Origin of the sequence: Gordonia sp. 852002-51296_SCH5728562-b (assembly GCF_001665475.1) — a bacterium.
Lineage (GTDB): Bacteria > Actinomycetota > Actinomycetes > Mycobacteriales > Mycobacteriaceae > Gordonia > Gordonia sputi.
Genome location: NZ_LZMI01000134.1, coordinates 14,154 through 35,693, shown reverse-complemented (window position 1 = coordinate 35,693; position 21,540 = coordinate 14,154). Strand labels below are relative to the sequence as shown.

The window sequence follows — 21,540 nt, the reverse complement described above, 5'->3', positions numbered from 1 at the left end:
GCCGCGGCCATCTGGCACGATGGATCCTCGTGGCTACACTCTGGGCGATCAGCGATCTTCACGTCGCGCACCGCGGCAACGAGAGCATCGTCGACCAGATTCGACCGTCGGCTCCCGACGACTGGCTGATCGTCGCGGGCGACGTGTCCGAACGTACCGACGACATCATCGACACCCTGCGTCGACTCAAGGCTCGATTCGACACGGTGATCTGGGTGCCGGGCAACCACGAGCTCTACACCACCGCCAAGGACCCGCTGCAGATCTTCGGTGTCGCGCGCTACGACTACCTCGTCCAGGCGTGCCGCGACATCGGGGTGGTCACGCCGGAAGACATCTACCCGCTGTTCGACGCGGGCGATGGCAGCGAACCCGTCCGCGTCGTGCCGATGTTTCTGCTCTACGACTACACGTTCCGCCCGGAGGGCACCTCGACGGCGCTGCAGGCGCTCGCTGTCGCACGGGAACGCAACGTGGTGGCGACAGACGAGTTCTTGCTGTCCGCCGAGCCGTACCCGACCCGGGACGCGTGGGGGAGGGCGCGCATCGAGTCGACGCGCAAGCGTCTCGAGGCACTCGACCCGGCAGAGAAGACCATCCTGATCAATCACTGGCCGCTGCGGCGCGAACCGACCGACGCGCTGTTCTACCCCGAATTCGCACTGTGGTGCGGCAGTGAACTCACCGCCGACTGGCACACGCGGTTCAACGCCACATGCAGCGTCTACGGACATCTGCACATCCCGCGCACCACCTGGTACGACGACGTGCGGTTCGAGGAGGTGTCGGTCGGATACCCGCGCGAGTGGAAGCGACGCGGCCTACCCGAACCGCTGCTACGTCAGATCGCACCCGATCCCGGTGTGCGCGAACAGGATCTACCCGATCACGGCGCGCGCTTCAACCTGCCGCCGGATTACGCCGAGCGTGCCCGCGAGTTCGCCGAACGCGTGGCGCAGCGTCGAGCACAGCGAAGCTCGGGTCAGACGAGCTCAGGTCAGGAGGGCGACAAGTGATCGAACGACTCCTCCCACCTGGCGTCGCCTCCGCCGAATCCTTCGGCGACCCACCGGGTCTCGAGCCGATGCCCGCCGAGGAATCGCTGATCTCGCGCGCCGTCGAGAAGCGTCGTCGTGAATTCATCACGGCGCGTCACTGCGCCCGTCAGGCGCTCGGACAGCTCGGGATCGAGCCGACGCCGATCATGCGCGGCGACAAGGGAATGCCGTTGTGGCCGAACCAGATCGTGGGCAGCCTGACGCACTGCGACGGATATCGTGCCGCCATCGTCGCGTACGCGATGGGCGTCAGGACACTGGGGATCGACGCCGAGCCGCACGACGTGCTGCCCGACGGCGTGCTCGAGCACACCAGCATTCCTGCCGAACGTGACGTCATCGCACAGCGGCCGTCGGGGCTGCACTGGGATCGACTTCTGTTCTGCGCCAAGGAGACAACCTACAAGGCATGGTTTCCGCTGACCCAACGCTGGCTCGGCTTCGAGGATGCCCACATCACGTTCGAGCAGACCGCGGAGAATATGGGGACCTTCCGCTCCCGAATCCTGATCGACGGCTCGGTCATCGACGGGGGAACACCGATCACCGAGTTCTCCGGGCGCTGGCTGGTCGACGACGGCTACATCACCACGACGATCGTGATGAGCTGACGTGGCCGACTCATCGATCGAGAACGCCGGATTGGTCATCGTCGACAAGAATGAGGGCATCACGAGTCACGACGTCGTCTCTCGTTGCCGAAAGCTGTTCAACACCAGACGAGTTGGCCATGCGGGCACACTCGACCCGATGGCGACCGGAGTGCTCGTGGTCGGCGTCGAGCGGGCGACAAAACTGCTCGGATTGCTCGCACTGACCACCAAGTCGTACACCGCGACCATCCGCCTGGGCGCCGCAACCGACAGCGACGACCGTATGGGCGAGGTCATCTCGAGCGCCGACGCGTCGTCGATCACCGACGAGCAGATCGCGGCAACGGTCGCGACACTCACCGGCGACATCGAGCAGGTGCCTGCCAAGGTCAGCGCGATCAAGGTCGACGGCAGGCGCGCGCACGCGCTGGCACGGACCGGCGAGGAGTTCGAGCTCGCCGCGAGGCCGGTCACCGTCTCGCGATTCGACGTGTTGGCTCGACGCGACGAGGGGGAGTTCGTCGACCTCGACGTCGTCGTCGACTGTTCCGCAGGAACCTACATCCGCTCTCTCGCACGCGATCTCGGCGCGGCACTCGGAGTCGGGGGACACCTGACCGCGCTGCGTCGAACCGCGGTCGGCCCGTTCACATTGGAACACGCACGGACCCTCGAGCAGTTGGCTGAGCGTCCCGAGCTCAGTCTCACGATCGACGAGGCCGCCCTGATCTCCTTCCCGCACCGCGATATCGACGACGACGAGGCCGAATCCATTAGTCAGGGACGGTGGTTGACGCCGATCGGGCGCAAGGGCATCTACGTGGTTGTCGACCCCGCCGGGCAGGCCATCGCGCTGGTGCAGGAAAAGGGGCGTCGGGCGAGTTCTGTGATGGTCGTGCGGCCGGCAACGCTGCGATAGCGACGCGTGGCTTGACGCGCTCCTGACAGTGCGTCGTGTTCAGTGCTCGGCGACGAGGAAGATCGCGCGAGCGGCGATGTCGCCGAGCACGATCGGCTCGGCGCCGTCGATCGAGATCGAGATCGTGCCGGCGAACGGGCGTTTCTCGGAGACGTGGACCACGCAGTCCAGAGCGACTCCGAGTTGGTCGAAGTAGCGGAGCACCTCGGGATCGGTATCGGAGATTCGTGCGATTCTGCCGCCCTCACCCGTGTCGAGATCGGCGAGTGAGAACGCCTCCGGTGCGGGTATCGAGCCGTCGACACGCGGGATGGGGTCGCCGTGCGGGTCGCGGTCCGGATGACCGAGTTTCGTGTCGAGGCGCGCCATGAAGCGGTCGGACATCGCGTGCTCGAGGACCTCGGCCTCGTCGTGCACCTCATCCCACCCGTAGCCGAGTTCGCGGACGAGGAATGTCTCGATCAAACGGTGGCGTCGCACCATCAGCACCGCGGCCGCCCGACCCTCGTCGGTGAGGGTGACTGCGCCGTACCGCTCGTGTGAGACGAGGCCCTGATCGGCGAGTTTGCGGATGGCCTCCGACGCCGTCGACGCCGATACGCCCATCTTGTCGGCGAGCATCTTGGTGGTCACCTTGACCTCGGCCCACTCCTGGCTGGTCCAGATGACCTTGAGGTAGTCCTGGGTGACCGTCGACAACTCGGCCACGGACGTATCGGGACCGGCAGCTCGGGTTTGAGGCATGAAACGAGCTTAGCCCCGCCTACCTACGCCGAAGCTCCGTGGCCGACCCAACCCGGCGCCATCGCGGCATGGACAACTGTCATTGGTGTGGTGGCATGCCGCGATTCACTGTGTGGACGTGCGTGATTCACGATGCGCGTTCGGATCGGCATCGGGCGGGCGCGGGTGCTGGTTCACCGGCGTCGGTCGCCGTAGGCTTGTCGGCGTGTTGCGATGGCGAGGTCTGGACGAGGTGCCCGCGGATTGGGGCAGGTGTGTGGTCACCATCGGTGTGTTCGACGGCGTCCACCGGGGGCACGCGCAGTTGATCCACGCCGCGACCTCCGCGGCGGCCGAGCGTGGCATCCCGTCGGTGTTGATGACGTTCGACCCGCACCCCGCCGAGGTGGTCCGCCCCGGAACGCACCCACCACAGTTGACGACGCTGACTCGTCGGGCCGAGTTGGCCGAGGAGTTGGGAATCGACGTCTTCTGCGTGATGCCGTTCACCCCCGAGCTGGCGTCGCGTTCTCCGAAGGACTTCGCGCACAACGTTCTCGTCGAGAGCCTGCATGCCGCCGAAGTGGTGGTCGGTGCCAATTTCACCTTCGGGAAGAAGGCCGCGGGCAACGTCGAGAAGCTCACAGAGCTCGGTCAGCGCTTCGGGTTCGAGGTGCAGGCCATCTCGCTGTTCGGCGAGCACGCGGTGACCTACTCGTCGACCTACATCCGCTCGTGCGTTGCTGCGGGCGACGTCGAGCGCGCGGCAGAAGCCCTCGGACGGCCCCACCGCGTCGAGGGAGTGGTGGTTCGCGGTGACGGACGTGGACGCGAATTGGGTTATCCCACAGCCAATGTCGCACCGCCGATGTACGCGGCCATTCCGGCTGACGGGGTGTACGCCGCGTGGTTCACGGTTCTTGGACCCGGACCGGTTGTGGGCCAGGTGATTCCGGGGGAGAGCTACCAGGCGGCTGTGTCGGTGGGTACCAACCCGACGTTCTCCGGGCGTACGCGGACTGTCGAGGCATTCGTCCTCGACACCACGGCCGACCTCTACGGTCAGCACGTCGCCGTCGACTTCGTCGACAGAATCCGCGGCATGGAGAACTTCGACAGCATCGACGATCTGCTGACCGCGATGAGCGGAGACGTCGACAAGACCCGAGGCATTCTCGCCGCGACCCAGAGCGGCTCGTAGGACCCAGGGCGCTTTGGCGCGATTTGGGCTGGGACCTGCGCGGTTGGTAGCCTGACATGTCGGTGCCGCTGCAGTCCGCGGTGGCGCACCGAATCAGCGTTGACGATCCCGGGTGGGATTGCCGCTGGTCACAGATGACGCGGGACTGAAACAACAGGAGTATCTCCATGGCATTGACTGCCGAGCAGAAGAAAGAAATCCTCACCGAGTACGGCCTCCACGAGACCGACACCGGCTCGCCCGAGGCTCAGGTCGCGCTGCTGACCAAGCGCATCACCGACCTCACCGAGCACCTCAAGGAGCACAAGCACGATCACCACAGCCGTCGTGGTCTGCTGCTGCTCGTCGGCCGTCGTCGCCGCCTGCTCAAGTACGTCGCCAAGGTCGACATCGCACGCTACCGCTCGCTGATCGAGCGCCTCGGCCTGCGTCGCTGAGCGACCCCGAGCTGCGGTCGCTGAGCGACCCCGAGCTGCGGTCGCTGAGCGACCCCGAGCTGCGGTCGCTGAGCGACCCCGAGCTGCGGTCGCTGAGCGACCCCGAGCTGCGGTCGCTGAGCGACCCCGAGCTGCGGTCGCTGAGCGACCCCGAGCTGCGGTCGCTGAGCGACCCCGAGCTGCGGTCGCTGAGCGACCCCGAGCTGCGGTCGCTGAGCGACCCCGAGCTGCGGTCGCTGAGCGACCCCGAGCTGCGGTCGCTGAGCGACCCCGAGCTGCGGTCGCTGAGCGACCCCGAGCTGCGGTCGCTGAGCGACCCTGGGTTCCGTCGCTGAGCGACACACGAACTGAACGGACCGGTCATCTCCCACGTGGAGGTGGCCGGTTCGTCGTTTCCCGGCCTCGTCGTTTCCTGGTCTCAGGGGCAGCGATGATAGGCTGATAAGCGGAACGTTGCAGATTTGTGTGCTCACACACATGTCGTAGAGTCAGATCGGTCCTCGGTAGTGGCCGCCGGAATCGCCAGATGATTCCGGCCGCTTCGATCGAAGGCCGTCTGAGCACCCACGGGTCGCACTAGGGCGGCCCTGGCATGCAGTGGCCATTTCGCGCGATGTTCTGGGCCGGTAGTGGCGCTACGCGCGCCCCGGTGCGCGAGTTCATTCGCGCAGTTCATCGGGAGCGCACGTCAGTCTGTCGCTCCTGGTCCCAATCCGCATATTCGGGTCGCTATGGGCGGCCACCACCACGGTCGCGTCGAATGCGACCGGCACGAAGGGATTCATAGCCCACATGACAGATGTCACCACCACTGAGGTCGTCGAGGAGTTCGACGACGCGATCACCGAGGCAACGGCCGTCATCGACAACGGCAGCTTCGGCACCCGCACCATCCGGTTCGAGACCGGACGTCTCGCCCTGCAGGCAGCCGGTTCGGTAACCGCCTACCTCGATGACGAGACCATGCTGCTGTCGACGACAGCGGCGTCGAAGCATCCCAAGGAGCACTTCGACTTCTTCCCCCTCACCGTCGACGTCGAAGAGCGTATGTACGCCGCGGGACGCATTCCCGGGTCGTTCTTCCGCCGTGAGGGCCGTCCGTCGACCGATGCCATCCTGACCTGCCGTCTGATCGACCGTCCGCTTCGTCCGTCGTTCGTCGACGGCCTGCGCAACGAGATCCAGGTCGTCGTCACCGTCCTGAGCCTCGACCCCAAGGATCTGTACGACGTCGTCGCGATCAACGCGGCATCGGCGTCGACCCAGCTCGCGGGCCTGCCGTTCTCCGGTCCTGTCGGTGGCGTGCGTGTCGCGCTCATCCCGACCGAGGAGAACAAGGCCGGCCAGTGGGTGGCGTTCCCGACCGTCGAGCAGCTCGAAGGCGCAGTCTTCGACATGGTCGTCGCCGGCCGCATCGTCGGAGAAGGCGATGACGCCGACGTCGCGATCATGATGGTCGAGGCCGAGGCAACCGACAACGTCATCGACATCGTGGCAGGCGGCGCGCAGGCGCCGACCGAGGCCATCGTCGCCGAGGGCCTCGAGGCTGCCAAGCCGTTCATCGCTCGTCTCTGTGAGGCGCAGAAGTCGCTCGCAGCGGCCGCTGCCAAGGAGACCGCTGAGTTCCCGCTCTTCCCGGCCTACGAGTCCGAGGTCTACGACGCCGTCTCGGCTGCTGCCACCGAGCGTCTCTCGCAGATCCTCACCATCCCGGGCAAGCAGGAGCGCGACGAGAAGACCGACGAACTCAAGGCCGACATCCTCGCCTCGCTCGGCGAGCAGTTCGAGGGTCGTGAGAAGGAGATCGGTGCGGCATACCGCTCGGTCACCAAGAAGCTCGTGCGTCAGCGCATCCTGACCGACCACTTCCGTATCGACGGTCGTGGCATCACCGATATCCGGTCGCTCTCGGCCGAGGTCGCCGTGATCCCGCGCGCCCACGGTTCGGCACTGTTCGAGCGCGGCGAGACCCAGATCCTCGGTGTCACCACACTCGACATGGTCAAGATGGCGCAGCAGATCGACTCGCTCGGACCCGAGACGTCGAAGCGCTACATGCACCACTACAACTTCCCGCCGTACTCGACCGGTGAGACCGGTCGCGTCGGATCGCCCAAGCGTCGCGAGATCGGCCACGGCGCGCTCGCCGAGCGTGCCCTCGTGCCGGTGATCCCGAGCGTCGAGGACTTCCCGTACGCGATTCGTCAGGTGTCGGAAGCGTTGAGCTCCAACGGTTCCACCTCGATGGGTTCGGTCTGTGCGTCGACCATGTCGCTGCTCAATGCCGGTGTGCCGCTGCGCGCTCCGGTCGCGGGTATCGCGATGGGCCTCGTGTCCGACACTGTCGACGGCGAGACCCGCTACGTCGCGCTCACCGACATCCTCGGTGCCGAAGATGCCTTCGGCGACATGGACTTCAAGGTCGCGGGCACCAAGGACTTCGTCACGGCGCTTCAGCTCGACACCAAGCTCGACGGCATCCCGTCGAAGGTGCTGGCCGGCGCATTGAGCCAGGCCAAGGACGCGCGCCTGACCATCCTTGACGTCATGGCCGAGGCCATCGACGAGCCCGACGAGATGAGCCCGTACGCCCCGCGGATCACCACCATCAAGATCCCGATGGACAAGATCGGCGAGCTGATCGGCCCCAAGGGCAAGACGATCAACGGCATCACCGAGGACACCGGCGCCAACATCTCGATCGAGGACGACGGCACCGTGTTCATCGGTGCTGCCGACGGCGTCTCGGCGCAGGCCGCGATCGACAAGGTCAACGCTATCGCCAACCCGCAGCTGCCCAAGGTGGGCGAGCGCTTCCTTGGCACCGCGGTGAAGACCACCGCCTTCGGCGCGTTCGTGTCGCTGCTGCCGGGCCGCGACGGTCTGGTGCACATCAGCAAGCTCGGTAAGGGCAAGCGCATCAACAAGGTTGAGGATGTCGTGAAGGTCGGCGACAAGCTTCAGGTCGAGATCGCCGACATCGACGAGCGCGGCAAGATCAGCCTCGTCCCGGTCGACGACAGCGACAAGTCCGGCAGCGATGCGGAGCAGTCCGAAGACAAGGCTTCGGCAGACGCCTGATCTGCTGACGCCGCGGCGCTCGCCGCGAGAACTCGACGGCCCGTCGTCCACAATGGAGTGGACGACGGGCCGCCGTCGTCGGTGACGACATGGTGACGAGGATGTTCGGTGAGGGGAGTGGCGATGGCGGAAGATGAGCGGGGCGGTGAGGCTGCCGGAGTCGTCGCGGACAAGCTCACCGTCGCACACCGGCGTGAGCCCGCCGGATCGGTCGACCACACCGTCGAGAGCCTCATCCGCTCAGCCCCGGTTGTCGGCACGGCCGACATGTCGGTGCGGGAAGCGGCGCAACTGATGACCGAGCGCAATCGCGACCACGTGCTGATCCCGTTGCGCGACGGCGGTTTCGGAGTGCTCACCGACGCGATCCTCCGTGAGCGAGTTGTCGCGGCGGGCGCATCGCTCGATACCCCGGTGACCGCGCTGACGCAGCGTCGCGCAACCGTGGTCGCGCCGCACGTCGCGGCCACCGACGCGCTCACCACGATCCTTGAGAACGACCTGACGGCACTGCCCGTCGTCGACGCAGGCGGAGTGGTGCACGGCGTTGTCGCGCCGTCGGACTTCGTGGCGGCACCCGGAGGGCCGAGTGTTGCTCTGCGCGAGCAGATCTCACGTGCGCGCGACGTCGTCGAATTGCAGGAGCGTGCGTCTCGGGTGCCGTACCTGATCGCCGACCTGGTCCGTCGCGAGCAACCAGCACACTCGGTTACCACGATGGCGTCTCTTGTCGTCGATGCAGTGGTCCGTCGTGCACTCGAACTCGTCCTGGCCTCACATCCGGAGTTGGACCCGACCAAGTTGACGTGGATGTCGTTGGGCAGCAACGCTCGTCGGGAGACCGTGTTGAGTTCCGACATCGACTCGGCCGTCTCGTTCTCCGACGACGTCAGCGACGAGCAGGTGCAGGCTTATCGGGTGGCCTTCGGAGAGGTCGACGCTGTGCTCCGCGGAGCGGGCATGGCCGTCGATGACAACGGCGCGATCGCCTCGATGCCGTTGTTCTCGCGCACTCACGCGCGGTGGCGCGCTGCCGCGGAACGGTGGCTCGCCGAGCCGTTGGAGAACAAGGGCATGATTCTCACGTCGTTGTTGATCGACGCCCGCCCCATCTGGGGCGATGAAGGGCTCCCGGCGGTCGGCGAGGTGTTCGCCGACCTTCGACGACACCGAGGAACGCTGAATCTCCTGCTGGCAGAAGCTCTTGCCACCAGAGCGAAGATGCGGTCGATGCGTGATGTTCTGACTCGTCGCGGCGATGACTTCGACATCAAGCAACATGCGATCGGTCCCCTGGTGAACTTCGCCCGCTGGGCGGCGTTGTCGGTGGGGTCGCCGCAACTCGAAACACGCGGTCGGTTACGCGCCGCGTCGGGAACCGAGTTGTTGTCCAACGACCAGGCCGACACCTTGATCGAGGTCTTCGAGATCTTGCAGCGAATCCGCCTCAATTACCAAGTCGCACAGTTTGATCGGGGTGAGGAGGTGAGTGACGTGCTGGACATGAAACGGTTGTCTCCGCTCGACCGCAGCATGGTCGCGCAGGCCGTACGCGAGATCGCCGGGGTGCAGCGCCGGGCCGCCAACCGCGCGCACTATCTGCCGGTAGGTTCGGCGTAATGAATTCTGTGAGAAGGGGTCGCGCGCGGTGTGTTTGATTCTGTTCGCCGTCGACGCCGCCCCGGGATACGAGTTTCTCCTGGCCGCCAATCGTGACGAGATCTACTCGCGACCGACCGACGGCATTCACCGGTGGGCCGACGCCCCGATCATCGGTGGTCGTGATCTGACGGCCGGCGGCACGTGGATGGGTGTGTCGACGACGTCGCCACGACGCATGGCGGCGGTGACGAATGTGCGCATCGGCGAGCCGAAAGTGCTGCCGGACAAACGATCACGCGGCGACCTGCCCGTCGACTTCCTCGTCGGTGAGGCCACCCCGCGGGAAGCGGCGGAGCATCTTTTGCGACACGCCGACGAATACGCGCCGGTCAACCTGCTGGTGGCCGACGGCGTCGACGTCTGGTGGGCGACGAATGCGCCCGTGCCCGAGGCGAGGGCCGTGGCGCCCGGCTGGCACGGATTGTCGAATGGCGTGCTCGACAGCGACTGGCCCAAGGTGACCGATGGTGTTCGACGGTTCCAGCACGTCGCGGCCGAGCCGGGCGCGCTGCCGGACGACTACCTTGCGATGCTCGACGATCGGCGCCTGGCCGACCCCGCGCGACTGCCGGACACGGGCATCGACCCCGAGCGTGAACACGAGCTCTCAGCGATGTTCGTCGACATGGACGGCTACGGCACCCGCGCCTCGTCGGTGCTGCGCATGGGACGCGACGGCCGCGGCGACCTGACCGAACGTCGTTTCCACGAGGGAAAGGCCGCCGCGACCACGGTGCTGTCCTGGTGATCTCCGCAGTGACTGGTCGCCGCCGGCTGGTTTCCGCTATCGACACGGGTCGTCGTGCTGCACCCCGAGTGTGCGCATCGCAGCCGCCGTCCGGTTATGTTGCTCAGGTGATTCGCGCTGCAGTCGACGTTCTACCCATTGCACTCGGCCTACTGATGGCGTCGGCGCCACTGGTGATGGTCAGCATGGCGCTGGTGATCAGACGGTCGGTGGGGGCTGGTTGGAGCTTTCTGCTCGGTTGGATTCTCGGGCTCGTAATCGTCTGCGGGGTGGTGGTCGCTGTCGCCGACCTGGTGTCCCTCGCCGGTGAGACGGGGACCGTCGGCGGCGTGGTCGGCGTCGTTGTGGGCGTCATCCTCCTCGGCCTCGGCGTGTGGAAGTGGTATGGCGAGTGGCGGAACCCGAACAAGGGCGACGTGCCGTCGTGGTACGAGTCGATCGAGCGTATGCGCGGGTCAACGGTCTTTGCCTTCGGTATCGGTATGGCGGCGCTGAACCCCAAAACCTCTTCCTCGCTGTCGCGGCCAGTGTCGCCGTCGCCGAGGCGACGGACAACATCGGCGCTCAGGCCGTCGGAATCGTCGTGTTCGTCGTCGTCGGCAGTATCGGAGTGGCCGCACCCACCGTGGCAACGCAGTTGGCAGGGGACCGCGCGGGAGCGACGCTGGCGCGGGTCGACGAGGTGATCACGCGGTACAACGCAGTGATCGTCGGTGCCGTGCTCATCATCCTGGGCGCCGTCGTGACGACCAACGGGATCGATGCCCTGCTCGCGTCCTGAGTTGCAGGCACGCACGACAACCGCCGGGCCCGAGGCGATCTCGGGTCCGGCGGTTTCGCGATGGAGGTCGTGGTCAGCTGGTGGCGAACGGATTCTGCTCGGCGGGGATGTCGAGCGCTGCGCCGACCTCGGCATTGAACAACGTGCCCGCGTGGGTGCTCAGGCCGCCTGCGAGTGCGGCATTGTCTGCCAAGGCCTTCTCCCAGCCCTTGTCGGCGAGCTGCAGCACGTAGGGGAGCGTGGCACCGGTGAGTGCCTGCGTCGACGTACGGGCAACGGTGCCGGGCATATTCGCGACGCAGTAGAACACGGTGTCATGCACGGTGAAGGTCGGGTCGTCGTGGGTGGTGGGACGCGAATCCTCGAAGCAGCCGCCCTGATCGATGGCGATGTCGACGAGCACCGCGCCCGACTTCATCTGCGCGACAAGGCTGTTGGGGACGAGCACAGGCGCCTTCGCGCCGGGGACGAGGACCGCGCCGATCACCAGGTCGGCCTGCTTGACCGCGTCGGCGAGTGCCAGCGACGTCGAGTAGCGGGTGTGGACGCGGCCGCCGAAGCGTGCGTCGACCGCGCGCAGTTTGGCGATGTCGAGGTCGAAGACGGTGACCTGTGCGCCCATGCCCATGGCGATGGTCGCGGCGTTGACGCCGCTGACGCCGGCACCGATGACGACGACGTCGGCGGGCTCGGTACCGGGGACGCCGCCCATCAGCACGCCGCGGCCGCCTTCGGAACGCATGAGGTGGTAGGCGCCCACCTGAGGAGCGAGTCGGCCTGCGACCTCGCTCATCGGGGCGAGCAGGGGAAGCGAACCGTCGGCGGCGCGGACCGTCTCGTAGGCGATCGACGTGGTGCCAGACGCGAGCAGCGCGTCGGTGCACGGGCGGCTGGCCGCAAGGTGCAGGTAGGTGAAGATCGTCTGGCCCTCGCGCATGAGTCCGTATTCGGCCTCGATGGGCTCTTTGACCTTGAGGAGCAGGTCGGCCTGCTCCCAGACCGCGGCGGCGGTGTCGAGGATCTGTGCGCCGGCGGCCTTGAAGTCGGTGTCGTCGATGGCGGAACCGAGGCCTGCACCTGCCTCGATGATCACGTCGTGGCCGCGTTTGGTCAGCTCGGCGACGCCTGCAGGCGTGATGGCGACGCGGTATTCGTTGTTCTTGATTTCGGTGGGGATGCCGATACGCATCGGGTGCTCCTCGGAAGTGTTGGGGTGTGGTCATGTGCTGCGCGGCGGAGGCGCTGCTCTGCGCTGAACACCTTCAAGCGTGAAGGAACGTCGAATGGTGCACAATATTGATGAGGAAAGTTCTGTAGATTGCGGTTCAAGGTGAAGAATCGTCAGATCGAGGAGTTGTGATGGCCGCCACGCCGAAGGATGTTCGGGCAGTCGAGCTCGACGCGACCGATCGTGAACTACTGCGCGTCCTGCAACTCGATGCGCGTATCCCCAACAGTGAGCTTGCGGCACGAGTGGGGATCGCGGCGTCGACAGCACACGGACGCCTCCGACGGCTCGTCGACGCCGGTGTGATCCGCGGATTCTTCGCCGACGTCGATCCGGCCGCGGTCGGACGGCCATTGCGGGCAATGGTCGCCGTGAGCTTGCAGTCGGATGCGCGTGGGCAGATCCGCCAGTTCGTCGGCGAGATCGCACAGCGAGATGAAGTGATCGACGTCTTCTTTCTCGCGGGTGCCGACGACTACCTGCTGCACGTCGCGACCGCCGACACCGAGGCATTGCGCACGTTCGTCGAGATGCTCAATGCCAGACGCGAAGTCGCAGGTACCACGACGTCGCTGGTCTTCGACCACCAGCGCGGCGATGCGCCGATCTACTGAGGGTCGGCACGAAAGTGCCGCCCACTAGACTCGGACAGGAATGTTCGACCGAGCACGCGAGGAGAGGGAGCACCGATGAGTGACGAGATCAGAGTGGGCGTGTTCGGCAGTGGGGGCAAGGTCGGGCAGGCCATGGTCGACGCTGTCGAGGCCGCCGAGGATCTCGTCTTCACCACGGGCGTCGACAAGGGCGACGATCCCGCTGCCTTCGTCGACACGGACACCTCCGTCGTCATCGACTTCACGCATCCGAGCGTGGTCATGGACAACCTGAAGTTCTTGATAGAGAACGGAATTCACGCGGTCGTCGGTACGACCGGATTCACCGCGGAACGTCTTGCGCAGGTGCGCGAGTGGTTGTCCGATGCGCCGGGCGTCGGAGTGCTGATCGCACCCAACTTTGCGATCGGAGCCGTCCTGTCGATGCGTTTCGCGCAGCAGGCGGCGCGCTTCTTCGACTCCGTTGAGGTCATCGAGCTGCACCATCCGCATAAGGCCGACGCGCCGTCCGGCACCGCGTATCGCACGGCGGCGCTGATCGCTGAGTCGCGTGCCCAGGCGGGCGTCGGGCCGAGCCCCGATGCCACGACCGAGGAACTCCCCGGCGCGCGGGGAGCAGTTGTCGACGGCGTGCGCGTGCACTCCGTCCGACTCGCCGGTCTCGTCGCGCACCAGGAGGTCCTCCTCGGTACACAGGGCGAGACGCTGACCATCCGTCACGACTCGATCGATCGCAGTTCGTTCGCGCCGGGCGTGCTACTCGGCGTTCGCCAGATCGGCACCCGCCCGGGCCTGACCGTCGGACTCGACGAACTGATGGACCTGTAACTGCCGATGTCTGCCGAGCCGAACAAGAAGCACAAGAAGGATCCGACGCAGCGCGACGCCCGCCCGATCGTGTGGATGATCGGGTTTCTCGTTGTCGCCATGATCGTCTACTTCGTGCTGCTCGGCAGGACCGGTGTGCAACTCATCGCGCACGGCGGCGTCGTGGCGGTGGGGCTCGGCATCGGTGTGTTGATCCTGCCGTTCCTCGGTGCGTGGCTGATCTGGTCGACGCTGCGTGCGGGTATCGAACATCAGAAACTGGCGCGGATCATGGCGCAGGAGGGGCGTGAACTCAACGTCTCCGACCTGCCGCGTCGAGCGTCGGGTCGCATCGAACGCGAGGCCGCGGACGAACTCTTCGCACAGGTCAAGCAGGAGTGGGAAGCGAACCCCTCCGATTGGCACAACACGTATCGGATCGCGCGCGCCTACGACTACGCGGGAGATCGCTCCCGAGCCAGAGAGATGATGAAGCGTGCTGTGGCCCAGTTCCATGGACGTGACGAGCGGCCCAGCACATGAGTGACGCTGTCCGTGCGCTGCTGGATGCGGAGCAGCTCTGGGCCGACGCGCTCGCGCAGGTCGGTCCGGCTGCGCTCGATCGCCGCAGTGGCGCCGATGGCTGGACCAACCGCGACCTCATCAATCACGTCACCGGCGGTGGCCATCGATACGCGATGCTGCTCGCGGGTGCGAGTGCCGGCGATGTCGAGACGACCAGGGACTCCGACTACATCGTCGACGATCCGGTTGGTGAGTTCTGGTGCTACGAAACCATGCTGCGCGAGTCCGCAGCGGCCGCTGACCTCAGCGCTGCCGTGGATCATCGGGCCGGGCAGCGCTCGGGTGACGACCTGCTGATCATGCGCGCCATGGATCTCGCGCTGCACACCCACGACCTCTGCGTCGGTATCGGAATCAGGTGGGAGCCGTCGGACGATCTCGTCGAGTACCTTCTCAGCGACGCGTCGCCTCTCATTGAAGAACTCAGGGGCTTGGGCCTTTTCGGCGCTGCTCTCGAGTGCGCCGACACCGACTCGGCGAGCGCGGCCGATCGGCTCCTGGCGTTTTCCGGACGGGCACGATGACCTCGGGGAGCAGATCATGAGTCGCCTGCTGATCATCCATCACACGCCGTCGCCGCATTGCCAGGCGATGTTCGAGGCGGTGGTGTCCGGCGCGACCGACCCCGAGATCGAGGGGGTCGACGTCGTGCGCCGGGCCGCGCTGTCGGTATCGACGAGCGACTTCCTCGACGCCGACGGCTACGTCCTTGGCAGCCCGGCGAACCTCGGGTCGATCTCGGGCGCACTCAAGCACGCCTTCGACTGCTCCTACTACCAGATCCTCGACTCGACGCGCGGTCGCCCGTTCGGCCTCTACCTTCACGGCAACGAGGGAACGGAAGGCGCGGTGAACGCTGTCGACCGGATCACCGCGGGGCTTGGTTGGGAGAAGGCCGCGGAGTACGTGATCGCGTCGAACAAGCCGGACAAGGCGGTCCTCGAGGCGTGCTGGGAGTTGGGCGCGACCGTGGCCGCGGGTCTCTCGGACTAGGCTCCCCGGGCAGATCGACATCACAGACGCGGCTCGAATTGGCAAACGCGGCCGGTACACCAGCCGCGTCTGCCGACTCGAGCCGCGTGTGGAACGTCGAGTTTCGACAAGCGGCACCACCGCCCAGTTTGTGCCGACTTTGCCGTGATCTACGACGAATCTGCGCAACTGCTGGAAGACTTGCGCAGTCAATCGTCGGTGAGTGCGGAGGGCGTCAATCGTGAGAGGTTCAGGCTCGTCGTGGCAGGCAGTGGCTTCGTGGCAGGCAGTGGCTTCGTGGCAGGCAGTGGCTTCGTGACGGGAGTACCGGCGTGATCGCCACCGCCGTTGGAGATGTGTTGCCGATCGCGGTGACGGTCGCGATCAGTCCGGTCGCGATCATCTCGGGTGTCGTGCTCCTGTTGTCCGAACACGGCCGCGCCAAAGCGGTTCTCTTTGCTGTGGGGTGGATCATCAGTCTGCTCGTCGTGACGGGCATCGCGGTCGCGGTGACGGACGTGGCAGAAGAGGATTCACCCGCCGCCACGGATGACGGAGTCAAGATCTTCACCCTGATTCTCGGGGTGATCTTCCTTGGACTCGCAGTGGTTGCCTGGCGAAAGCGACCCGCACCAGGTGAGCCGGCGAGCGAAGCGAAACTGCTGGCCAGGGTGACGGCGATGTCGGGGCTGTCGGTGTTGGGGCTCGGACTCATCGAGGCGGTGGCAATCGTGAAGAACGTGCCACTCAGTTTCGGCGCGGGGGCGCGCATAGCCGAGGACACCGGGAACCGGTCAGAGGCGTGGATAGTGCTGGTGATCTTTGTCCTCATCGCCAGTCTCGGCATCCTGCTTCCGCTGCTCATTGCGATAGTGGGAGGTCACCGGCTCGATCCGGCGCTGAACAACTTCAGGGAGTGGCTCGAGGCAAACATCTCGCCGATCACCATCATTACGTGTCTCGTCGTCGGCGTGTACTTCATCGGCACAGGTCTCGCAGTGTTCTCATGAGGGCGGTTCTCACGAGGGCTGGTCATTCCGCGGACTGGTCATTCCGTGGGTTGCGCTTCGTCGACGGTGTCGGTCAGTTCGGCGATGATCTGCGCCTGCCGGACCAGGAACAAACGTTCGTCGAGCTTCTTGCGACGCATCCAGGTGGTGACCTCGGTATTGCACTTGCTGGCGTTGCACGAGCGGCAGCACGGCACCACGTTGCTCAGGGTGTAGCGACCACCACGGGAGATCGCCAACATGCAATCGCGTTGTAGCGCAACACCATCGGCGTGGCAGTACGCGCATCCGCCCCACGCCTCCTGAAGTGCTTCCCACTGGAGTGGAGTCAGGTCGTGTGACTTCGACGCGACTCGTGACCTGCGACGTCGTGCGTAGCGGTTGGCGCGGGTACGCGGGCGGGGAGGCACGCGTCGAGCCTAGTCTGTTGTCACCACACATCACACGAGCCACACGCAACCCACAAGGGGTGTCGCAGGGGCAGGGGGCAGGTGCGGCGGCCCTAGACTGGCAGTCGTGAGTACGGCCATCCGCGACCTCAGCTCGACAGAGACGATTCCGACGCCATATGAAGACCTGCTGCGTCTGGTGATGGACACCGGCACGCCCAAGGCCGATCGCACCGGGACCGGAACGCGCAGTCTGTTCGGGCATCAGCTCCGCTACGACCTCGCTCAGGGTTTCCCACTGATCACCACCAAGAAGGTGCATCTGAAGTCGATCATCTACGAATTGCTGTGGTTTCTGCGCGGCGACTCGAACGTGCGATGGCTTCAGGACAGGGGCGTGACGATCTGGGACGAGTGGGCCGACGAGAACGGCGAACTCGGCCCTGTCTACGGCGTCCAATGGAGAAGCTGGCCGACGCCGTCGGGCGAGCACATCGACCAGATTTCCGCGGCGCTCGAGATGCTCAAGACCAATCCCGACTCGCGACGCAACATCGTGTCCGCGTGGAACGTGGGGGAGATCCCTCAGATGGCGCTACCGCCGTGTCACGCGTTCTTCCAGTTCTATGTGGCCGACGGCAAGCTGTCGTGTCAGCTCTATCAGCGCAGTGCTGATCTGTTCCTCGGAGTGCCGTTCAACATCGCGTCGTACGCGTTGCTCACGCACATGATGGCGCAGCAAGCTGGTCTCGACGTCGGGGAGTTCGTCTGGACCGGCGGCGACTGCCACATCTACGACAACCACGTCGACCAGGTCAACCGGCAACTCTCGCGTGAGCCGTATCCGTATCCGACGCTTCGGCTGACTCCGCGCGAGTCGATCTTCGACTACGAGTTCGACGACGTCGAGATCGTCGACTATCAGTCACACCCAGGCATCAAGGCGCCGGTCGCGGTCTGATTCGAGAAGTCTCCGTTCGTGTCCTCCGAACGGAGGGTTTCTTGCGGCCTGATTTTCAGTACCGATGGTATCGAAGTGTGATGTGTGTTACATCATGACGTGCCGAGCGGAGATCTGATGGGCCTAACCGCACTCTGCCGGTCTCGTTGATCGGGCGCACCGTGCGACCAACGGGCTGACTATCGAAGTCGGGTCGGGAGCGGTAGGCCCGATCGGTTGGTAACTACATATGGGATCGATTCTGCGTGTCTGCGCCGCGATGGCGTCGGCGATCGGTGGCGTCATCGGAGCTGTCTGGGCGGCTGCCGCCATGACGGTGGCGAACGCGGCGACCGTCACGGCACTCATCATGGGTGGTACCTGGAATCCGTTGGTGGACTTCGGTCCTCAAGCGCAAACCGACGAGTTCGTCGACACCTATCTCAATCTCATCGCGTCGAACTACCTCGCGCAGGCCAGTGGTGTGAACGCGGCCGACCTCAACAAGGTCGCCGTGTACACGCCGGAGGAGTTCGCGCCGTTCACCGCGGGCGACCTGAGTTTCGATCGTTCGGTCGCGCTCGGAGTGGCGAATCTGAGCGCCTGCATATCGGGAGCCACTGCGTGTCCGCGCAATCTCTCGTTCGGCACGCCCGCAGCGGGCGATCAGCTCGTCGTGTTCGGATACTCGCAGAGCACCAGGATCGCGGCGATCACCAAGCGATCGCTGATCGACTACTACTCGAGCGTCGGCTGGGCGTCGGCCCCCGACGTCTCTTTCGTTCTGGCCGCGGACGTGAACAGGCCCAACGGGGGAATCCTCGCGAGGTTCGCTGGATTGTCGATTCCGTTCCTCGGCATCAGCATGGACGGCGCGGCGCCGACAAACAGTTGCGTCGACGGCCAATGCTATTTCCGCACAACCGATATCAGCTTCCAGTACGACGGCTTCTCGGACTTCCCGTCACACCCTCTCAACGTGATCGCCGACCTGAACGCGGTTCTCGGCATCGCCTATCAGCACGGCCTCTATCCATTTGAATCACCGTTGGGCGCACCGGGAACCGTCGATCAGGGCGAGTACGGCGACACGCACTATTACATGATCCCGGCAGAGGTCCTGCCGATCCTCGTTCCACTGGTGGGCGTGCTACCCGCGACGTGGATCACCGCACTGGACATGCCACTGCGGACCATCATCGAGATGGGCTACAACCGAGAGCTCAGCCCCGGGGAACCGCTTGCGGCGCAGTGGTTCCGGTTCTCTCCGGTGCGTGACGCCATCACCGTCGCGATCGCGCTTGCGACAGGGATCGACGACGCCGTCGCGCAGAAGACCGGAGATCCGTCCAACCGGCCACTGGGCACCACCGCGATCAGCGGACCGTTCGGGGTGCCGGAGTTCAGCTTCCGTGACTGGTTCGACGCCGCGCATCCCGGCAGTTCAGCGGGTTCGTCGCTCAGTTCGAGCGTCGAGGTCTCAGCGGCTCCTGTCGCCGCTGACACACCGACGGCTCCCGCCGTGGCCGGAGCGCGATCCGCGGTGGTGAACGATCCGATCTCGACGCCGTCCGGTCAGCGCGGAACAGATGCGATGGCGCCGCAGGGCGTCGAATCCGGCGGGGCGTCGGCGAATGCGACACCACCGACTGATCAGTCGGATTCGGACCCATCCGCAGCTTCGACGACGCCCCCGCAGGTGACGAAGCCCAATGCCCAACCGCAGGTGCACCCGGAGGGCGAAGCGAAACGCCCCGCGACGGTAGGTGACCCGGCAGGCGGTGGCAGTCGACCGGGCGACGACGCGCCGGGTGCCGCCGCCACGGGAACGACACAGTCTGGTGGTGTCACGGATGCCGGGAACAGTGCAGGACAGGATGATTCGACGAAGGGTGACCGGGAAGGGTCCGCGCTGGGAGAGCCTGTCGGACCCCGGCGGTAGTCTCTGTCCATGGCCACTGGCATCACACTCATCTGGGCGCAGGATCGTGTCGGCGCCATCGGGCGTCAGAACACGATCCCGTGGCGCGTCCCCGAGGACATGCGCCGGTTCCGCGAACTGACAGGCACCGACCCGGTCGTGATGGGACGAAAGACGTGGGAGTCGCTGCCCGAGCGATTCCGCCCGCTGCCGGAACGTCGCAACGTCGTGGTCACCCGGAACACTGACTACGTCGCGCCAGGGGCAGAGATCGCTGGCTCGCTGCGCGAAGCGCTGGATCGGATCGTCGGCGCCGTCACGGTGATGGGTGGCGGCGCGATCTACGAGGCCGCGATGGAACACGCCACGCGCTTGCACGTCACCGAGATCGATCTGCTCGTCGAGGGAGCCGACGCGTTTGCGCCCGAGATCGACCCATACGGATGGGAGGTCGCGCAGGCCACGTCGTGGGAGACGTCGTCTGGCGGGCTTCGCTATCGCTTCGTCGACTACTCGCGTCACCGCACGGCGTCGGATGTGCGTCGAGGAGCTTGATCATCTCCGCGATGGCACCTCCCGAGCTCTCGGCCGCGCAGGCGGCCCGAATCGCCCTCACCGCACAGGGATTCGGTCCTCGACCTTCCGCGGGAACCGTCACGCGCAGACAGGTCTCGCGGATCGTCGAACGCACGCGACTGATCCAGATGGATTCGGTGAACATCGCGGTGCGAGCGCACTATCTGCCGTTGTTCTCGCGGCTCGGCTCCTACGACCGAACCCTGCTCGACCGCGCCGCGTGGCATCCCGGGCGGGCCACTCGGATGCTCGTCGAATATTGGGCGCACGAGGCCGCACTGATCCCGGTCGACGACTGGCCGTTGTTCGGCTGGCGGATGGAGGAGTATCGGGACGGACGGTATCTCCACACGCGAGAACTCATGCGCGACAACCGGGTTCTCGCGGCGGACATTCGGGCGCTCATCGGCGAGATCGGGCCGTCGACGCCGCGTCTGATCGAGAGTCATCTCGGGATCGAGCGCGAACCCAGCGCACCCGGCGGCTGGTGGAACCGCGGCGATGTGAAGCATCTGTGTGAGGCGATGTTCGCCTCCGGTGAGTTGTCGGCTGTGCGAGACGCGAACTTCGGACGCCACTACGACCTCACCGAGCGCGTCGTCGGCGAGGTCGCGCAGCGTCGCATCGACAGGGTCGATGCGCACAGGCAGTTGGTGACGAATGCTGCTGCGGCGCTTGGCGTCGCGACAGTCGCCGACCTCGCCGACTACTACCGGCTCAAGCCTGCCGAGGTTCGCGATGTCGTCGCTGAGTTGGTGGAAGACGCAGCGCTGCAACAGGTGTCGGTGCGTGGCTGGAAAGACGCCGCGTTTATGCACGCCGACACCGTGATTCCGCGTCGCATCGCCGCTGCGGACGGGCGGTCGACGCTGCTCTCGCCCTTTGATCCGCTGGTCTTCTTTCGTCCGCGCGCCGAACGGCTCTTCGGTTTCCGGTATCGCATCGAGATCTACGTCCCCGAGCACAAGCGCGTACACGGCTACTACGTGCATCCCTATCTACTCGGCGACGAGATCGTCGCCCGCGTCGATCTCAAGGCCGACCGCGCCGCGGGTGTGCTTCGGGTGCCTGCGGCTCACCTCGAGGAGGGGCGTGACGCAGGCATGGTCGCCGAGCGTCTCGCGACCGACCTCGCGACGACCGCGCAGTGGCTCGGACTCGACGGCGTCGAGGTCGGTTCCCGTGGCGATCTGGCTGCCACGTTGGCTCATGCCACCGTCGGGGCTTCGGCATGACATGCTGTTTCCGGCTTTGAGTCAATCCAGCAGGCATTCACCACATCGAAGAGTTCACGA

21 protein-coding genes and 1 pseudogene are annotated in these 21,540 nt (G+C 65.7%); 19 read left to right on the top strand and 3 right to left on the bottom strand.

Annotation, left to right across the window (positions count from 1 at the left end; translation table 11 throughout):
* Window positions 1–29: 29 nt before the first annotated feature.
* Genes A5766_RS23050 through truB form a run of 3 tightly spaced genes read left to right on the top strand, consistent with a single transcriptional unit; the run spans window position 30 to window position 2,570 of the window.
* Window positions 30–1,016 carry a metallophosphoesterase family protein gene (locus A5766_RS23050; protein WP_005204458.1) on the top strand — a complete coding sequence of 329 codons (987 nt, stop codon included), beginning with the start codon at window positions 30–32 and terminating at the stop codon, window positions 1,014–1,016.
* Window positions 1,013–1,669 (top strand): 4'-phosphopantetheinyl transferase family protein, encoded by a 657-nt coding sequence (locus A5766_RS23045; RefSeq protein ID WP_005204461.1) that lies wholly within the window; start codon window positions 1,013–1,015, stop codon window positions 1,667–1,669. The genes A5766_RS23050 and A5766_RS23045 overlap by 4 nt, the downstream gene beginning before the upstream one ends.
* 1 nt (window position 1,670) lies before the next feature.
* Window positions 1,671–2,570: a tRNA pseudouridine(55) synthase TruB gene (gene truB, locus A5766_RS23040; protein WP_005204463.1), complete on the top strand. Its 900-nt coding sequence runs from the start codon at window positions 1,671–1,673 to the stop codon at window positions 2,568–2,570.
* Between the two features lie 39 nt (window positions 2,571–2,609).
* Here the strand turns inward: truB and A5766_RS23035 are convergent, their stop codons facing one another.
* Window positions 2,610–3,314 carry a metal-dependent transcriptional regulator gene (locus A5766_RS23035; protein WP_005204465.1) on the bottom strand — a complete coding sequence of 235 codons (705 nt, stop codon included), beginning with the start codon at window positions 3,312–3,314 and terminating at the stop codon, window positions 2,610–2,612.
* 205 nt (window positions 3,315–3,519) lie between these two features.
* Here A5766_RS23035 and A5766_RS23030 point away from each other — a divergent pair, with 205 nt between their 5' ends.
* The 6 genes and pseudogenes from A5766_RS23030 to A5766_RS25580 all read left to right on the top strand — a co-directional run bounded on the left by A5766_RS23030 (window position 3,520) and on the right by A5766_RS25580 (window position 11,203).
* Entirely contained in the window at window positions 3,520–4,494 is a 975-nt protein-coding gene (locus tag A5766_RS23030) for a bifunctional riboflavin kinase/FAD synthetase (protein ID WP_039855079.1), read from the top strand.
* Between the two features lie 167 nt (window positions 4,495–4,661).
* Complete coding sequence (gene rpsO, locus A5766_RS23025; protein ID WP_005204469.1) at window positions 4,662–4,931, top strand: 30S ribosomal protein S15; 270 nt, start codon at window positions 4,662–4,664, stop codon at window positions 4,929–4,931.
* Between the two features lie 792 nt (window positions 4,932–5,723).
* The gene (locus A5766_RS23015) at window positions 5,724–8,012 is read left to right on the top strand and encodes a polyribonucleotide nucleotidyltransferase (RefSeq protein ID WP_005204471.1); all 2,289 of its coding nucleotides are present in this window, start codon (window positions 5,724–5,726) and stop codon (window positions 8,010–8,012) included.
* 123 nt (window positions 8,013–8,135) lie between these two features.
* Window positions 8,136–9,632, top strand: a complete 1,497-nt coding sequence (locus tag A5766_RS23010; protein WP_064906607.1) for a putative nucleotidyltransferase substrate binding domain-containing protein — start codon at window positions 8,136–8,138, stop codon at window positions 9,630–9,632.
* A 28-nt stretch (window positions 9,633–9,660) separates the two neighbouring features.
* On the top strand, window positions 9,661–10,422 hold the full coding sequence (locus tag A5766_RS23005) for an NRDE family protein (RefSeq protein WP_005204474.1): 762 nt from the start codon (window positions 9,661–9,663) through the stop codon (window positions 10,420–10,422).
* 155 nt (window positions 10,423–10,577) lie between these two features.
* Window positions 10,578–11,203: pseudogene (locus tag A5766_RS25580) on the top strand (GAP family protein).
* A gap of 73 nt (window positions 11,204–11,276) precedes the next feature.
* Here A5766_RS25580 and ald read toward each other — a convergent pair.
* On the bottom strand, window positions 11,277–12,392 hold the full coding sequence (gene ald / locus A5766_RS22995; RefSeq protein WP_005204479.1) for an alanine dehydrogenase: 1,116 nt from the start codon (window positions 12,390–12,392) through the stop codon (window positions 11,277–11,279).
* Between the two features lie 170 nt (window positions 12,393–12,562).
* On the opposite strand from ald, the gene A5766_RS22990 reads away from it, so the two are divergent.
* The 6 genes from A5766_RS22990 (at window position 12,563) to A5766_RS22965 (ending at window position 16,419) form a co-directional block, all read left to right on the top strand.
* Window positions 12,563–13,045: an Lrp/AsnC family transcriptional regulator gene (locus A5766_RS22990; RefSeq protein ID WP_005204483.1), complete on the top strand. Its 483-nt coding sequence runs from the start codon at window positions 12,563–12,565 to the stop codon at window positions 13,043–13,045.
* Between the two features lie 75 nt (window positions 13,046–13,120).
* The gene (dapB, locus tag A5766_RS22985) at window positions 13,121–13,873 is read left to right on the top strand and encodes a 4-hydroxy-tetrahydrodipicolinate reductase (RefSeq protein WP_005204484.1); all 753 of its coding nucleotides are present in this window, start codon (window positions 13,121–13,123) and stop codon (window positions 13,871–13,873) included.
* A 6-nt stretch (window positions 13,874–13,879) separates the two neighbouring features.
* A complete protein-coding gene (locus tag A5766_RS22980; RefSeq protein WP_005204486.1) occupies window positions 13,880–14,395 on the top strand; it encodes a hypothetical protein in 516 nt (171 codons plus the stop codon).
* Window positions 14,392–14,961, top strand: a complete 570-nt coding sequence (locus A5766_RS22975; protein ID WP_005204487.1) for a maleylpyruvate isomerase N-terminal domain-containing protein — start codon at window positions 14,392–14,394, stop codon at window positions 14,959–14,961. Before A5766_RS22980 ends, A5766_RS22975 begins: the two co-directional genes overlap by 4 nt.
* Window positions 14,962–14,977: 16 nt before the next feature.
* The gene (locus A5766_RS22970; protein ID WP_005204489.1) at window positions 14,978–15,430 is read left to right on the top strand and encodes a flavodoxin family protein; all 453 of its coding nucleotides are present in this window, start codon (window positions 14,978–14,980) and stop codon (window positions 15,428–15,430) included.
* Window positions 15,431–15,741: 311 nt separating this feature from the next.
* Window positions 15,742–16,419 carry a GAP family protein gene (locus tag A5766_RS22965; RefSeq protein WP_064906605.1) on the top strand — a complete coding sequence of 226 codons (678 nt, stop codon included), beginning with the start codon at window positions 15,742–15,744 and terminating at the stop codon, window positions 16,417–16,419.
* Window positions 16,420–16,457: 38 nt separating this feature from the next.
* On the opposite strand, the gene A5766_RS22960 is transcribed toward A5766_RS22965, so the two are convergent.
* Window positions 16,458–16,829 (bottom strand): HNH endonuclease, encoded by a 372-nt coding sequence (locus tag A5766_RS22960; protein ID WP_039855063.1) that lies wholly within the window; start codon window positions 16,827–16,829, stop codon window positions 16,458–16,460.
* Window positions 16,830–16,935: 106 nt separating this feature from the next.
* Between A5766_RS22960 and A5766_RS22955 the strand changes: the two genes are divergently transcribed.
* From A5766_RS22955 to A5766_RS22940, 4 genes are all read left to right on the top strand, one after another.
* Window positions 16,936–17,769, top strand: coding sequence for a thymidylate synthase (locus A5766_RS22955; RefSeq protein WP_005204498.1), 834 nt, complete (start codon window positions 16,936–16,938; stop codon window positions 17,767–17,769).
* 229 nt (window positions 17,770–17,998) lie between these two features.
* Window positions 17,999–19,690, top strand: coding sequence for a PE-PPE domain-containing protein (locus tag A5766_RS22950; protein WP_005204500.1), 1,692 nt, complete (start codon window positions 17,999–18,001; stop codon window positions 19,688–19,690).
* A 9-nt stretch (window positions 19,691–19,699) separates the two neighbouring features.
* Entirely contained in the window at window positions 19,700–20,224 is a 525-nt protein-coding gene (locus A5766_RS22945; RefSeq protein WP_005204503.1) for a dihydrofolate reductase, read from the top strand.
* An 11-nt stretch (window positions 20,225–20,235) separates the two neighbouring features.
* Window positions 20,236–21,480, top strand: a complete 1,245-nt coding sequence (locus tag A5766_RS22940) for a winged helix-turn-helix domain-containing protein (RefSeq protein ID WP_039855082.1) — start codon at window positions 20,236–20,238, stop codon at window positions 21,478–21,480.
* Window positions 21,481–21,540: the final 60 nt, after the last annotated feature.

Coding starts and splice junctions, on each gene's coding strand:
- A5766_RS23010 (WP_064906607.1), top strand. CDS start 8,136: ATGGCGGAAGATGAGCGGGGCGGTGAGGCTGCCGGAGTCGTCGCGGAC.
- A5766_RS23015 (WP_005204471.1), top strand. CDS start 5,724: ATGACAGATGTCACCACCACTGAGGTCGTCGAGGAGTTCGACGACGCG.
- A5766_RS22945 (WP_005204503.1), top strand. CDS start 19,700: ATGGCCACTGGCATCACACTCATCTGGGCGCAGGATCGTGTCGGCGCC.
- A5766_RS22980 (WP_005204486.1), top strand. CDS start 13,880: ATGTCTGCCGAGCCGAACAAGAAGCACAAGAAGGATCCGACGCAGCGC.
- dapB (WP_005204484.1), top strand. CDS start 13,121: ATGAGTGACGAGATCAGAGTGGGCGTGTTCGGCAGTGGGGGCAAGGTC.
- A5766_RS22940 (WP_039855082.1), top strand. CDS start 20,236: ATGGCACCTCCCGAGCTCTCGGCCGCGCAGGCGGCCCGAATCGCCCTC.
- rpsO (WP_005204469.1), top strand. CDS start 4,662: ATGGCATTGACTGCCGAGCAGAAGAAAGAAATCCTCACCGAGTACGGC.
- A5766_RS22950 (WP_005204500.1), top strand. CDS start 17,999: ATGGGATCGATTCTGCGTGTCTGCGCCGCGATGGCGTCGGCGATCGGT.
- A5766_RS22990 (WP_005204483.1), top strand. CDS start 12,563: ATGGCCGCCACGCCGAAGGATGTTCGGGCAGTCGAGCTCGACGCGACC.
- A5766_RS22975 (WP_005204487.1), top strand. CDS start 14,392: ATGAGTGACGCTGTCCGTGCGCTGCTGGATGCGGAGCAGCTCTGGGCC.
- A5766_RS23035 (WP_005204465.1), bottom strand. CDS start 3,314: ATGCCTCAAACCCGAGCTGCCGGTCCCGATACGTCCGTGGCCGAGTTG.
- ald (WP_005204479.1), bottom strand. CDS start 12,392: ATGCGTATCGGCATCCCCACCGAAATCAAGAACAACGAATACCGCGTC.
- A5766_RS22970 (WP_005204489.1), top strand. CDS start 14,978: ATGAGTCGCCTGCTGATCATCCATCACACGCCGTCGCCGCATTGCCAG.